The following is a 12210-nucleotide window of genomic DNA, read 5'->3' on the forward strand; positions in this document are numbered from 1 at the left end:
TATGGAAACACACGAGTATCCCAACGGCAGTATCACTGTCATCTGGCAGCCCCAGAAGTGTATCCACTCGGCTGTCTGCGTAAAAATGCTTCCCAAAGTCTACAATCCCAAGGACAGACCGTGGATAAAAGCAGAAAACGCAAGTCCAGAACAACTTAAAAACCAGATAGACCAATGTCCTTCGGGAGCATTGAGTTATAAATTCAATACAGAACAATAATGGCGGTAACCGTAAAAGCAAGTTTAGGAAAAACAAAATATTATACCGAGGTAACGGCTGGCGAAAACCGGATCATTACCGATGAACCTATAGATAAAGGCGGGCAGAATAAAGGGTTCAATCCATTCGAAATTTTAGCAACTTCCCTGGCAAGCTGTACTGCTGCCACTTTAAGAATGTATATTGAAAGAAAGGAATGGGATGTGGAAAACATCCATGTGGAAGTAGAGCTGGAAAATTATCCTCTCACGAAAAGAGCTGTTTTCAAAAGGGATATTGCCTTTGAAGGCATTCTGGATGATGAGCAGATAAAAAGACTCCATACCATCGCAGATGCCTGCCCTGTACACAAAATGCTAACCAACGAAATAGAAATACTAACCAAATTTTCATAATATGACCGAAGTAAAACAAAACAACGACGAAAAACACGGAAGTTTTGAAGCTTTCATAGATGGAAGACGCGCAGGAATGATGACGTATACCTGGGCTGGAGAAGAAAGATTCATCATAGACCACACAGAGGTGGAAGAAGCCTATAACGGAAAAGGTGTAGGCAAAGAAATGCTTCTGGCAGCCGTAGACTTTGCCAGGAAAAACAACAAAAAGATCATCCCTCTCTGTCCGTTTGCCAAAGCAAGTTTTCAGAAAAGTGAGGAACTGCAGGATGTTTTAGTCAACTAAGTCTGATTTCTGTCCTTAAGATACAGGCCTTCCGGAGTATACTTCCGGAAGGTTTTTTATTTTCAGAACCGAACAGAAAAAAACTATATTTGTAAAATTTTAATTGAAAAACTATGTCTCCAGTTATATTACTCTCTATTATTATCGTCTACTTCGCATTGCTGCTGTGGGTAGCCTACAGAACAGGAAAAGGAAGTGATAATGAAAGTTTCTTCATCGGAAACCGTAAGAGTAACTGGATGCTTGTAGCTTTTGGAATGATCGGGACGTCCCTTTCGGGAGTAACGTTCGTAAGTGTTCCCGGAGCAGTAGGAAATGATAAGTTTGCGTACCTGCAGATCACTTTGGGTTATCTTATCGGATATATTGTGGTTGCGTATGTTCTTCTTCCTCTGTATTACCGCTTGAAGCTGACCTCTATCTATGGTTATCTCCAGCAGCGAATGGGCCAGCTTTCCTATAAATCAGGGGCATGGATCTTTATTGTTTCCAGACTGGTAGGGGCTACAGCAAGGCTGTATCTTGTAGTGAATATCCTTCAGATCTCTATTCTGGACAACCTGGGAGTTCCGTTTATTGTGACAACGCTGATCATTTTAGCCATGATTATTCTGTATACCTATGAAGGCGGGGTAAAAACAATTGTATGGACGGATACTTTACAGACTTCATGTATGCTTCTGGGACTGATCATCTGTACGGTTTATATGCTGAATCACTTAGGATTAAGTTTCGGCGAAAGCTTTACCGCTATGCAGGATAAAGGCTACACCAAAATTTTTGATTTTGATCCGAACCAGAAAAGCTTCTTCATCAAGCAGATTCTTGCAGGAGCTTTCATTACCATCACCATGACCGGAATAGATCAGGAAATGATGCAGAAAAGTTTATCGGTAACCAGACTGAAGGATTCACAGAAAAATATGGTGACTTTGGGCTTCATTCTTCTTGGAGTTATTTCATTATTCCTTTATATGGGCGGGCTTCTTCATCTTTACGGAGCTCAGGAGCATGTGGCCAGCTCAGGAGACCAGCTTTTCCCTGACGTTGCACTGAACCATATGCCCGGTTTTATTTCCATCATCTTTATTATTGCCCTGATCTCAGCATTATTTCCAAGTGCGGACGGTGCAATGACGGCTCTTACCTCTTCTTTATGTATTGATATTTTCGGGATGAAAGAAAAGCAGGACTGGGATGATTCCAAAAAAGAAAAATTCAGAAAAAGAATACACCTTATTGTCGCCCTATCCTTCCTGATTATGGTCGTGATCTTTAAGGTGATCAATGACAATTCCATGATCGGTCTTATTCTGAAGCTTGCCGGATTCACTTACGGGCCGCTTCTGGGACTTTTCGCCTTTGGAATTTTCACTAAATACAAGGTTAATGACAAGCTGGTTCCTTATGTATGTATCGCAGCACCGGTAATCTCATTTTTCATTGACAAATACCAGGAAAACATCTTTGGAGACTTTAAAATAGGACTGGAACTGCTGATCATCAACGGATTGCTGACGTTTATAGGACTTTGGCTGATCAGAAAGAAATAACAGGCAATTTTGTTAAAACCAGAGAGTTTCATCGTATTTTTGTAAAACTGCGGCTGTTCGCAGCTATCTGAAACAAAACAATCTGTATGAAATTATCTGTTTTCCTTCTCATGGGTTTATTCTTAGGCGTATTTTTCAAAGCTCAGAGTGCTGTTGATTTTGCTAATCTTGCGAGATACAAAGATGACAATGCCACTATTCTTAATGCCAGGAAAAAAACGGATGTGGTCTTTATGGGCAATTCCATTACGGAAGGCTGGGTTAAAAGCCATCCTGAATTTTTCTCTGAGAATAATTACGCTGGCCGCGGCATCAGCGGGCAGACCACCTCACAAATGCTGCTAAGATTTCAGAATGATGTGGTGGCTTTAAAACCAAAACTGGTCGTCATTAACGGAGGCACCAACGATATTGCTCAAAATACCGGAGCTTATGATCCTGATTTCACTTTCAACAACATCAAAGCTATGGCTGATATTGCCCACAGCAACGGAATAAAAGTGATTATTGCATCCGTACTCCCTGCCGCAGCATTCCCGTGGCGCAAGGATATAACCGATGCTGTCCAGAAAGTAGATGCTCTGAACGTCAGACTGAAACAATACTCACACGCCAGTAAACTCACCTTCGCTGATTACAATACAGCAATGCGTAATGAAAAGGGCGGCATGCGGGAAGGCCTTTCAAAAGACGGTATCCATCCGAATGCTGCAGGTTATGCCATTATGGAACCGATTATTAAAAAAGCCATTCAGAATGCATCAGGAAAAAAATAAATTCCAGATCTTTTTACCCATCCCCCAGCAACCTTAACCTTAACCTTAACCTTAACCTTAACCTTAACCTTAACCTTAACCCAAATCATACACCATGAAAAAAATTATTTCTCTTTTTGTATTCATCCTCACATTCACTGGCATGACAGCCCAGGATTTTGAGGTATCAACGCTGAGGATCGGCCCGTACAAAGTTTTTATGGAAAAAACAGAAGCTGAGAAAATTTCCGGAACAAAACTGAAAACAACAGACGGAACTACCAAAAACAATGTGAAGCATAACGGAGAAACCATCCAGATTGATCTTTACGATACCTATATCAGCGAAGCAAAACCCAGCGTGGCAAGCATTATGGGACTGACGACCACGAGTAAAAAATTCAAAACAAAAAGCGGAATCGGTATCGGAAACACGAAAGACGACCTGATCAATGCTTACAGAAATCATCCCAGCTTTACGGTACATCCGGCATGGGATGACAAGGGTGAGAAACGGCTGAAAGACACCGGATATTTCACTTTGGAAGATCTTGATGCAGGCACCCAGCTTTCCTTTAAATTTGTGAACAACATGATTACAGAAATCTCTGTATACCTTAATGAAGGCTGTTAAAACCAGTATTTCTTATAAATAATTCTAAATCCGGATCTTAAGTCTGGATTTTTGCATTTCCATAAGCCATTAAAAAATTGTAAATTCGCGTGCAAATAAATCAGATATAATGAGTAAAAGTATCGAAGAGTTAAAATCTCTTACTACGCAGATCAGAAGAGACATTTTAAGAATGGTTCACGCTGTAAATTCAGGTCACCCGGGCGGAAGTTTAGGTTGTACGGAATATTTCACAGCGCTTTACGGAAAGGTGATGAACTACAGTCTGCCTTTCACTATGGAGGGGAAAAATGAGGATCATTTTTATCTTTCAAACGGGCATATTTCACCGGTTTTCTATTCTACTTTAGCGAGATTTGGCTTTTTTCCTGTAGATGAACTGAGAACTTTCAGAAAACTGGATTCAAGACTTCAGGGACACCCAACTACTCATGAGGGTCTTCCGGGAATCAGAATCGCTTCAGGATCTCTTGGTCAGGGACTTTCTGTAGCACTTGGAGTAGCTCAGGGTAAAAAACTGGATGGCGACCCATCTCTTGTTTACACGCTTCACGGTGATGGTGAACTTCAGGAAGGTCAGGTTTGGGAAGCTTTGATGTATGCTGCGGCTAAAAAAGTTGATAATATTATTTCAACGATTGACTACAACGGGCGCCAGATCGACGGAGATACGGATGATGTATTGAGCCTTGGAAATCTTCATGCTAAACTTGAAGCATTCGGATGGACTGTTCTGGAAGAGAAAAACGGTAATGATCTTGAAGCGGTAATCGCGATCCTTGAGAAAGCAAAAACTGAAACCGGAAAAGGAAAACCTGTAGTGATCATTCTTCATACAGAAATGGGTTACGGTGTAGATTATATGATGGGTTCTCATGCATGGCACGGAAAAGCTCCTAATGATGAGCAGCTTGACAATGCATTTAAGCAGCTTTATCTGGAAGCTCCGGCAGACTATTAATTATAAATGATAAATTTTCACCGATAAATGATGAGATTATAAAGTTTAAACCTATCATTTATCACGACCAAAAACTTTAGTAAAAATGAAATATACATATACAGAAAAAAAGGATACACGTTCAGGTTTCGGAGCGGGATTAGCAGAACTGGCTGACAAAAATCCTAATGTAGTAGCGCTTTGTGCAGACCTTATCGGTTCTTTGAAAATGGAGAAATTCATTGAAAAGGCACCGGAAAGATTCTTCCAGATTGGAATTGCAGAGGCTAACATGATGGGGATTGCAGCAGGTTTGAGCATTACCGGAAAAATTCCTTTTACCGGAACTTTTGCCAACTTTTCTACTTCAAGAGTGTATGACCAGATCCGTCAGTCTATCGCTTATTCAGGGAAAAATGTAAAGATCTGTGCATCTCACGCCGGACTTACATTAGGTGAAGACGGAGCTACCCACCAGGTTCTGGAAGATATCGGGATGATGAAAATGCTTCCGGGTATGACGGTTATCAACCCATGTGACTACAACCAGACGAAAGCGGCTACTATTGCTATTGCTGAGCACGATGGTCCTGTATATTTAAGATTCGGAAGACCTACAGTTCCTGTATTTATCCCTGAAGATATGCCTTTCGAGATCGGAAAAGGAATCCTGCTTCAGGAAGGTACTGATGTAACGATTGTTGCCACAGGACACCTGGTATGGGAATCTCTTGTAGCGGCTGATGAGCTTGAAAAAGAAGGGATCTCTTGTGAAGTGATCAACATCCACACGATCAAACCTTTAGACGAGGAAATCATCATTAAATCTGTTGAAAAAACCGGAAAGATCGTTACTGCTGAAGAGCACAACTATCTGGGTGGTTTAGGAGAGTCTGTCGCGGGAATGCTTGCAAGAAAAAGACCTACAAGACAGGAATTTGTTGCTGTAAATGATACTTTCGGAGAATCTGCTACGCCAGCGGAATTGATGAAGAAATACAAGATTGATGCTGCGGCTGTAAAAGAAGCTGTAAAAAGAATCTTAGCGAACTAAGATTGGCTATATCATATAGATTCGGGCTGTTTCTTCGAAACAGCCCGATTTTTTTATAGATCTGGATTATTACAGAGGCCTGTTTATCGGCTGTTCAAGTGCATCAAGAACCGGATAGAGTATTTTCTGAAGGAATTCATTTTCCCTTTCCCGGGATGTCTTGGAACCTGAAAAATAATTACTGACCTTATAGTTTTTAATGAACTGGCTTCTTTTTTTTGCGATTGCATAATAATATCCCCCGCTGTCTTCATTGATAAAATAGGTCATTTCATCAAAGTTCATGATCTTTTTAGTGGTAAAATGTTTTCTGTAGATGGATTTTTCCCGCTTATCGAAAATATATTTCACAGGAACCCTGAAAACCAGATCCACCAGAAGGTAGCCCATATAGACAACCCAGAGGGCAAAGGCAATGATCAGGACCTTTTCATTGACGGTGTCTTTTAACCAGTAGCCAATCGGGACGACAAGTATTCCGGCCGCCAGCCACCATCTCAGGGTACGCAGAAAATAATAGTGGGGCATAAAAGTGATTTCGCTGCCGTTTTCTTCAAATCGATACCGGTCTGCAGTGTTCATCGTATATTTTCATTTAAACGCATGATATCTTCGGTTTCATTCACCATTTTCTGTATCCCTTTACGCGTCAGGGTCTGCCCTATCGTAAGTTTTTCATCTTTTCCGTTGATATTAAAATGAATAGAAAGGATCACATTGGTTGTGATGAATCCCATATATTTCATTGCCAGGGTCTCGAAATTGGTAAAATCCTGGAAGGAATAGGTTTTTGCAGAAACGAAAATACTATGCTTTCCGGTGATCGTCTTCCGTTCAGTATCTATCACCAGTTTTTTTGCAAAGAAATTAACGATGATCAGTATTCCAAACGCAATAAGGAACAGACCTAATAAAGGAATTCCATATTTATAAGCCAATCCTGCGGCAATAAAAAAAAGAATAACCAGTATGGAAATAAATACCGGCTGATTTTTGAAAACAAATAAAGTTCCGTCTTTTTTGTAAAATTGATAAGAGTTCATGATTAATAGTAATTTGTTTAAGGTATAGCTATATTACAGAGTTTTAAAACGTTCTGCAATCTCGTCGTCGTTTATGGTTTTAAAGGTATTCAAATCTGTTTTAAAATACGAATCATGGATAGAAAAATAAGCATCTTTACTAACTTCCGCCTGCGTTGAAGCAATTTTCCAGCATTCGCAGAACCAGTCTTCAAATATTTTATATTTTTCGTCATTGTATTCGTCCCAGATCTCATCAAATTCTTCGTCATCTTCACTGTTCTCCTGAAAATCTGCAGCTGCATCCCATATTTTTTCCGGCAGAAAAGCATTCCAACTGTCTTTTTTCACGTGGACAGGCAGGTGTAATGGTTCCGTAATGATCTCTCCTTTTTTGTCTGCAGCCCAGGCAGTAATGTTCAGATAATCGTATTCATATTCAAAATACAGGGCTCCGGTATCTATTGCGCTTTTATCTTTGAAATAAGTTAACAGACCTCCTTTAAGCATTTGTACAAAGTCTTCAACCATCTGCTCTGTAGTAGTGGCAAGATAATTTTTTAACTCAATATTGAGATTTTTAAGATTCTGCATAAGACAATTGGGTGATTTGGTTTTCTGATGACCATTAAACTACAAAAATAGATGAAAAATTGAAGGTTTGAACTATCAATTGGCACATTCTACATCTTATTTTTGTGTATGCATCAGCCTTTTATCCTTTTGTACAAAAGGAATATCAGAATATTTGTCCTGTGATGCAATCCTATCGGTTCATCCGCTTTATTTTAGAATTTTTAATTAATAAAATTTTCCATTAAAAGCTTTTTAAAGATTCATTTACCTATGTACAAACCTGTGTACAAACCCGAAAACTCACAAAAAATACGCATTATTACTCACAAAGATGTGATGTAATTATTTCTAGTTTTGAAACCATCAATGTTGATTGTCTGTTCGGCAGATCCGCCTGTAAGTGTACAGTACAGAAAGAAAAACAGAACAGCAAAACCCAATGCCAGGGATGATATGGCAGCACAAATATTAATTAAAAATTATTCAATTATGAAAAAATTACAAGGAATGAAGAACTTTTCTTCATTGGAAAACAAGAAGCTGAAAAATTCAAAAGTTATTTTTGGAGGTGGTACAAATGTTAGAACAACCCAAGAAACGGCTCCTAATGGTCAGCCTGGTAATACTGGTGATACCAGACTTCTGAATGATGGAAAACCTCATTCTACCATAACAGTTGATTAAATAGGAGGGGGAATTTCCCCCTCTTTTTCATATAACAAAATACGTTGGTTATGAAATACAGAATAATCTTTTTCCTGCCACTGATAATACTCACTCTTATTTCCTGCAAGAGTAAAAAGCTTAACTACATCAATTATTACAATAAGGTTTATGCAATTGATAGTACTTTCAGGGTCGATAAAGATACTTTAGCAACCATAAGAAAGTACAGAAAACTGTTCAGGAAATTTCCTCCTGTACAGAATGAAAGAATGGAGGAATATGAAACTTACATCAGATATGCAGACCAATATCATAGAAATTTTGGTGGAAAAAGAAGTCTTGATAAACTCATAGCACAGGCTGCTCCCAATTGGAAATACAAAAGGTTGGAACCTGATTTTTTTAAACTCTATAAAAAGTATGGAATTGACAGCATCACTGTTGAGCAAAAAGTTCTTCAATGGAAAAAAAGTTTGAACAAAACTCTGATAGATTCTTTTAGCATTGCATTTAAACGTGATCAGCATAATGACCGCGTTGGACCATATGTTGAAATGAATGATCGGAAAAATGCAGAACTTCTGATCTGGACCTTTAAAAACTATGGATTTCCATCCAGACAGAAAATAGGTCTTTATGGAAACAATGAGCAGTTTATGTATATGGGAACCCTTCTCAATCATATGGCAGGAACAAAGCATTATGAATACTTCAAGACAAAATTACTGGAATATGTAAGATCCGGTGAGTGTACCCCAAGGGATTATATTGAGATGGTAGACAAATTCCAATATATTCATTATCTACATCCTATTTACGGAGTATATATGCATTATGACACGAATTTTAGTACTGAAGATTCTATAAGAATAAATCGCGACCGGCAAGCAGTAGGCTTTCCCACATTCAAACAGTCTTCAAAAATAACAAAAGACTTCCAAAGAAAAATAAATAATCATTAATTTATATGATCCTGATTATCTCTCAAAATAATGACATCACTACAACAGAAGTTATTAAATATCTTATTCAGATGAAGAAAAAATTTATCCGTATTCATGAGGATGAATTTTTTGAGATAAAAACCCGTAGTAAGAAGATTTTTCTTGAAAGCAGCCGTAATACATTCTTCCTTGATGAAATAAAAAGTGTCTGGTACCGCAGAGGAGGATTAAATTTTAAAAGATTGAAATATACTAATCGTTCCATTCATTTGAATATGGCGGAGACACAGCACTGGCTTGAAGACTATATCCGAAAGGTACTGGAATCCAAAAAAAGCATAAACAAAGAAAGTAACAGCGACGTTAATAAGCTTATCGTGCTGGACAAAGCAAAAGATATTGGATTTGATGTTCCTGAATACTTTTTAGCAGAAAATACTGACCATGTAGAAATAGAAAAGACCATTATAAAAACATTGAATGGAAATGTTATGCTGGATGAGATCAAAAAAAATGCCGGTGGTTTTATGTATACAGCTGTGGTTAAGGATCAGGAAGAAGGAAATTTTTTCATCACTTTTTTTCAAGAGAAGATTGAAAAAGATTTCGAAATAAGAACGTTCTATTTAAATGGCCAATGCTGGTCTATGGCTATATTCTCACAAAATGATGCACAAACTCTGGTAGATTTCAGAAAATATAATGAAATGAAACCCAACAGAAATGTTTCCTATCATCTTCCCTCTACTATTGAAAAAAAAATTCATTTGCTCATGCAGTCTTTGGATCTTAACTCCGGGTCACTGGATTTTATAAAGAAAGGAGACAGATATTATTTCCTGGAGGTTAATCCAATTGGTCAGTTCATGGGACTTTCCAACACATGCAATGGTTTCCTCGAACAAAAAATAGCCGAATACTTATGAAAAGACTTTATCACGAAAAAAATAAATTACCTCTTACGTTCAAATATATTGAAATCTTTAAAACCAAAAATGTAGGTAAAACCCATAGCAACATGTTATTTTTTGTACACAGTGAAAAGTACCAGACAGAACATCATGTAAGAGAAAAACCGCTAAAACCGCTTATAAGAATTTTATGAAATATTTTAATGTATTCAATAATATCCTCATAACTAAAGGAGCCACACGCATTTTAGTCTCTGATCTTCAAAGAAACTTTTCGGAACTGTACCCTTTGGAATTGTATGAAATTATAGGGGAACTGAAGAATAAGTCTATAGAAAATATCCTGAAAAATTATGATACAGAATCCATCCTATTCGTCCAGGAATATATTAATTTATTGATTGAAAAAGAATACGGTTTCATAACGGAAGGAGATTGGGACAGGAATTTCCCGCCACTTTCTTATCAATTTTATGAACCCAATGAAATTTCTAATATCCTCATCGAAATTAATGACATTTCAGTTCTGGACAAAATCAAACAGGATGTAGAAAACCTTGGAGTGAAGCATCTTGTTATTTACAGTCATAAAAAACTTTCGCTTAGGGACTTCAAGGATATTGACTTAAAATTTAAAAGTTCAGTCTTAAACGGTATTGAAATGATCTCTCCTTTCCACGCTCATGTAGACCGAAAATTTATTGATTCTCTTCATCAAACCGTAGACAGAATTTATAATTTGGTATTTTATAATTGCTCAAAAACTCCGTTCAGACACAAACATGAATTCAGATTCACCTTACAGTTCAGCCGTGAAAATCTCAAAATTTCCTCCTGCGGAAAAGTAGACCTGAAATATTTCAATACCAATATCTCAAAAGTTTCGGAAGCCATCCATCATAATTCCTGCCTTCACAAAAAGATCGGAATAGATATTCACGGCAACATAAGAAACTGTCCGTTAATGCCTGAAAGCTATGGAAACATTAATGATACCAGCCTGGAAGAAGCTTTAACCAAACCAGGATTCAGAAAATACTGGAATATCACCAAAGATCAGATAAATGTCTGCAAAGACTGCGAATTCCGGTATATCTGTACAGACTGCAGAGCCTACACGGAACGAAACCACAAAGACAGTGAGGGATTAGATATTTCCAAGCCTTTAAAATGCGGTTATGATCCTTATACGGGAAAATGGGAAGCGTGGAGTACAAATCCGCTAAAAAAAGAGGTTATCAGCTTCTACGGACAAAGCAGCTAATGCTTAGTGTTCTGAAATTCCTATCTGAAAAATTTCCATTTCGGAATAATCGCCAGCATCCCGAATCCTGTGAACAGAAAAAGATTGGTTACATCCGTATATAAAAAGGTAGACAGATAATAGTTGTGCATAAAGAAATGCAGGACCAGCAAAGCCGGAAACATAAAAATTCCGATTTTCCTGTAGAAAAACATCAGGACAAGCCCGATAATCATCAGTACGTCAATAGAAAAGATCACGAAAAAATACCACCTCGGGATCTGAAGATATTCGTGCTGCAGATATTCATCCACATCTATTCCCAGCCCCATCACGGTGAACAGCATCAGTGCTGCAAATGCTAAAATAAAACCCCATCCTTTCTTTGGATCCTCATCAAAATAACTGTATTCTTCCATAGGTACAAAATTAAAGAACTTATGAATAAATCCATAAGTTCTTTAATATAATATTCGTTTAAAATTTGAATTATATAGAAATAGCGTTGATCAATCTGTTTTTGTCGCTCAAATACTCCTCCATAGAGATCATACTTTCGGTTCTCATTACATCTTGAATGTCGTCTATCTGATAAATAATTCTCTTCGCATCCTCTGTATTCTTAGCTCTTACTTTACAGAAAATATTATATTTCCCGGAAATAACGCTTGCTTCGATTACATTTGGAAGTATTGATAATTCTTTCAATACCTCTTGAGTGCGGTTTGATTTTGTCAAAAGGATCCCAATGAAAGCTGTAAAGTGATAGTCCAGCTTACCATAATCGATATTAAGAGATGATCCCAAAATAATACCTGCATCCTCCATTTTTTTCACTCTTACGTGAATTGTTCCAGCAGAAACATCCATCTGCTTTGCAATTTCAGTAAAAGGCATTCTTGTGTTTTCGACTAAGAAATCAAGAATCTTCTTGTCTATTTCGTCCAGTTGATAGTTCATATTAGTTAAATTACAATTTTCTTAAAAAATCTATGTATTTGTTGCAAA

General features: G+C 37.7%; 17 protein-coding genes. 12 read left to right on the forward strand and 5 right to left on the reverse strand.

Annotated elements, in window-relative coordinates:
- Position 1: 1 nt before the first annotated feature.
- From JET18_RS20345 to JET18_RS20380, 8 genes are all read left to right on the forward strand, one after another.
- Positions 2 to 220, forward strand: a complete 219-nt coding sequence (locus JET18_RS20345; RefSeq protein WP_202094250.1) for a (4Fe-4S)-binding protein — start codon at positions 2 to 4, stop codon at positions 218 to 220.
- Complete coding sequence (locus JET18_RS20350) at positions 220 to 615, forward strand: OsmC family protein (protein ID WP_202094252.1); 396 nt, start codon at positions 220 to 222, stop codon at positions 613 to 615. The genes JET18_RS20345 and JET18_RS20350 overlap by 1 nt, the downstream gene beginning before the upstream one ends.
- A gap of 1 nt (position 616) precedes the next feature.
- Positions 617 to 904, forward strand: a complete 288-nt coding sequence (locus tag JET18_RS20355; RefSeq protein ID WP_062653147.1) for a GNAT family N-acetyltransferase — start codon at positions 617 to 619, stop codon at positions 902 to 904.
- Between the two features lie 113 nt (positions 905 to 1017).
- Positions 1018 to 2457 (forward strand): sodium:solute symporter, encoded by a 1440-nt coding sequence (locus JET18_RS20360; RefSeq protein WP_202094253.1) that lies wholly within the window; start codon positions 1018 to 1020, stop codon positions 2455 to 2457.
- Positions 2458 to 2543: 86 nt separating this feature from the next.
- Positions 2544 to 3233: an SGNH/GDSL hydrolase family protein gene (locus JET18_RS20365; protein WP_202094255.1), complete on the forward strand. Its 690-nt coding sequence runs from the start codon at positions 2544 to 2546 to the stop codon at positions 3231 to 3233.
- Positions 3234 to 3327: 94 nt separating this feature from the next.
- A complete protein-coding gene (locus JET18_RS20370; protein WP_202094257.1) occupies positions 3328 to 3846 on the forward strand; it encodes a hypothetical protein in 519 nt (172 codons plus the stop codon).
- A gap of 106 nt (positions 3847 to 3952) precedes the next feature.
- The gene (locus tag JET18_RS20375) at positions 3953 to 4807 is read left to right on the forward strand and encodes a transketolase (protein WP_317193283.1); all 855 of its coding nucleotides are present in this window, start codon (positions 3953 to 3955) and stop codon (positions 4805 to 4807) included.
- A gap of 85 nt (positions 4808 to 4892) precedes the next feature.
- A complete protein-coding gene (locus JET18_RS20380; protein WP_111959260.1) occupies positions 4893 to 5840 on the forward strand; it encodes a transketolase family protein in 948 nt (315 codons plus the stop codon).
- A 69-nt stretch (positions 5841 to 5909) separates the two neighbouring features.
- On the opposite strand, the gene JET18_RS21910 is transcribed toward JET18_RS20380, so the two are convergent.
- The 3 genes from JET18_RS21910 to JET18_RS20395 are packed head-to-tail and all read right to left on the reverse strand — an operon-like array spanning position 5910 to position 7456.
- On the reverse strand, positions 5910 to 6422 hold the full coding sequence (locus JET18_RS21910) for a hypothetical protein (protein WP_228728603.1): 513 nt from the start codon (positions 6420 to 6422) through the stop codon (positions 5910 to 5912).
- Complete coding sequence (locus JET18_RS20390; protein ID WP_202094261.1) at positions 6419 to 6883, reverse strand: hypothetical protein; 465 nt, start codon at positions 6881 to 6883, stop codon at positions 6419 to 6421. The genes JET18_RS21910 and JET18_RS20390 overlap by 4 nt, the downstream gene beginning before the upstream one ends.
- 33 nt (positions 6884 to 6916) lie before the next feature.
- On the reverse strand, positions 6917 to 7456 hold the full coding sequence (locus JET18_RS20395; RefSeq protein ID WP_202094262.1) for a hypothetical protein: 540 nt from the start codon (positions 7454 to 7456) through the stop codon (positions 6917 to 6919).
- A gap of 348 nt (positions 7457 to 7804) precedes the next feature.
- Between JET18_RS20395 and JET18_RS20400 the strand changes: the two genes are divergently transcribed.
- The 4 genes from JET18_RS20400 to gwsS all read left to right on the forward strand — a co-directional run bounded on the left by JET18_RS20400 (position 7805) and on the right by gwsS (position 11223).
- Entirely contained in the window at positions 7805 to 8122 is a 318-nt protein-coding gene (locus JET18_RS20400) for a grasp-with-spasm system A modified peptide (protein WP_202094263.1), read from the forward strand.
- Between the two features lie 50 nt (positions 8123 to 8172).
- The gene (locus JET18_RS20405; protein WP_202094264.1) at positions 8173 to 9066 is read left to right on the forward strand and encodes a hypothetical protein; all 894 of its coding nucleotides are present in this window, start codon (positions 8173 to 8175) and stop codon (positions 9064 to 9066) included.
- Between the two features lie 5 nt (positions 9067 to 9071).
- Entirely contained in the window at positions 9072 to 9974 is a 903-nt protein-coding gene (gene gwsG / locus JET18_RS20410) for a grasp-with-spasm system ATP-grasp peptide maturase (RefSeq protein ID WP_202094265.1), read from the forward strand.
- 175 nt (positions 9975 to 10149) lie between these two features.
- A complete protein-coding gene (gwsS, locus tag JET18_RS20415) occupies positions 10150 to 11223 on the forward strand; it encodes a grasp-with-spasm system SPASM domain peptide maturase (protein ID WP_202094266.1) in 1074 nt (357 codons plus the stop codon).
- Positions 11224 to 11243: 20 nt separating this feature from the next.
- Here gwsS and JET18_RS20420 read toward each other — a convergent pair whose 3' ends face one another.
- Entirely contained in the window at positions 11244 to 11621 is a 378-nt protein-coding gene (locus JET18_RS20420) for a hypothetical protein (protein ID WP_202094268.1), read from the reverse strand.
- Positions 11622 to 11691: 70 nt separating this feature from the next.
- Positions 11692 to 12162 carry an Lrp/AsnC family transcriptional regulator gene (locus JET18_RS20425; RefSeq protein WP_047455018.1) on the reverse strand — a complete coding sequence of 157 codons (471 nt, stop codon included), beginning with the start codon at positions 12160 to 12162 and terminating at the stop codon, positions 11692 to 11694.
- Between the last annotated feature and the right edge of the window lie 48 nt (positions 12163 to 12210).

The sequence above is a fragment of the Chryseobacterium endalhagicum genome, assembly GCF_016745235.1.
In the GTDB taxonomy this organism is placed as follows: domain Bacteria; phylum Bacteroidota; class Bacteroidia; order Flavobacteriales; family Weeksellaceae; genus Chryseobacterium; species Chryseobacterium endalhagicum.

What these genes read in the sequence shown, in the direction of transcription:
- gwsG (WP_202094265.1), top strand. Translation starts at nt 9,072, where the DNA reads ATGATCCTGATTATCTCTCAAAATAATGACATCACTACAACAGAAGTT.
- JET18_RS20425 (WP_047455018.1), bottom strand. Translation starts at nt 12,162, where the DNA reads ATGAACTATCAACTGGACGAAATAGACAAGAAGATTCTTGATTTCTTA.
- JET18_RS20370 (WP_202094257.1), top strand. Translation starts at nt 3,328, where the DNA reads ATGAAAAAAATTATTTCTCTTTTTGTATTCATCCTCACATTCACTGGC.
- JET18_RS20350 (WP_202094252.1), top strand. Translation starts at nt 220, where the DNA reads ATGGCGGTAACCGTAAAAGCAAGTTTAGGAAAAACAAAATATTATACC.
- JET18_RS20400 (WP_202094263.1), top strand. Translation starts at nt 7,805, where the DNA reads ATGTTGATTGTCTGTTCGGCAGATCCGCCTGTAAGTGTACAGTACAGA.
- JET18_RS20390 (WP_202094261.1), bottom strand. Translation starts at nt 6,883, where the DNA reads ATGAACTCTTATCAATTTTACAAAAAAGACGGAACTTTATTTGTTTTC.
- JET18_RS20395 (WP_202094262.1), bottom strand. Translation starts at nt 7,456, where the DNA reads ATGCAGAATCTTAAAAATCTCAATATTGAGTTAAAAAATTATCTTGCC.
- JET18_RS20380 (WP_111959260.1), top strand. Translation starts at nt 4,893, where the DNA reads ATGAAATATACATATACAGAAAAAAAGGATACACGTTCAGGTTTCGGA.
- JET18_RS20355 (WP_062653147.1), top strand. Translation starts at nt 617, where the DNA reads ATGACCGAAGTAAAACAAAACAACGACGAAAAACACGGAAGTTTTGAA.
- JET18_RS20420 (WP_202094268.1), bottom strand. Translation starts at nt 11,621, where the DNA reads ATGGAAGAATACAGTTATTTTGATGAGGATCCAAAGAAAGGATGGGGT.
- JET18_RS20345 (WP_202094250.1), top strand. Translation starts at nt 2, where the DNA reads ATGGAAACACACGAGTATCCCAACGGCAGTATCACTGTCATCTGGCAG.
- JET18_RS20365 (WP_202094255.1), top strand. Translation starts at nt 2,544, where the DNA reads ATGAAATTATCTGTTTTCCTTCTCATGGGTTTATTCTTAGGCGTATTT.
- JET18_RS21910 (WP_228728603.1), bottom strand. Translation starts at nt 6,422, where the DNA reads ATGAACACTGCAGACCGGTATCGATTTGAAGAAAACGGCAGCGAAATC.
- JET18_RS20405 (WP_202094264.1), top strand. Translation starts at nt 8,173, where the DNA reads ATGAAATACAGAATAATCTTTTTCCTGCCACTGATAATACTCACTCTT.
- JET18_RS20360 (WP_202094253.1), top strand. Translation starts at nt 1,018, where the DNA reads ATGTCTCCAGTTATATTACTCTCTATTATTATCGTCTACTTCGCATTG.
- gwsS (WP_202094266.1), top strand. Translation starts at nt 10,150, where the DNA reads ATGAAATATTTTAATGTATTCAATAATATCCTCATAACTAAAGGAGCC.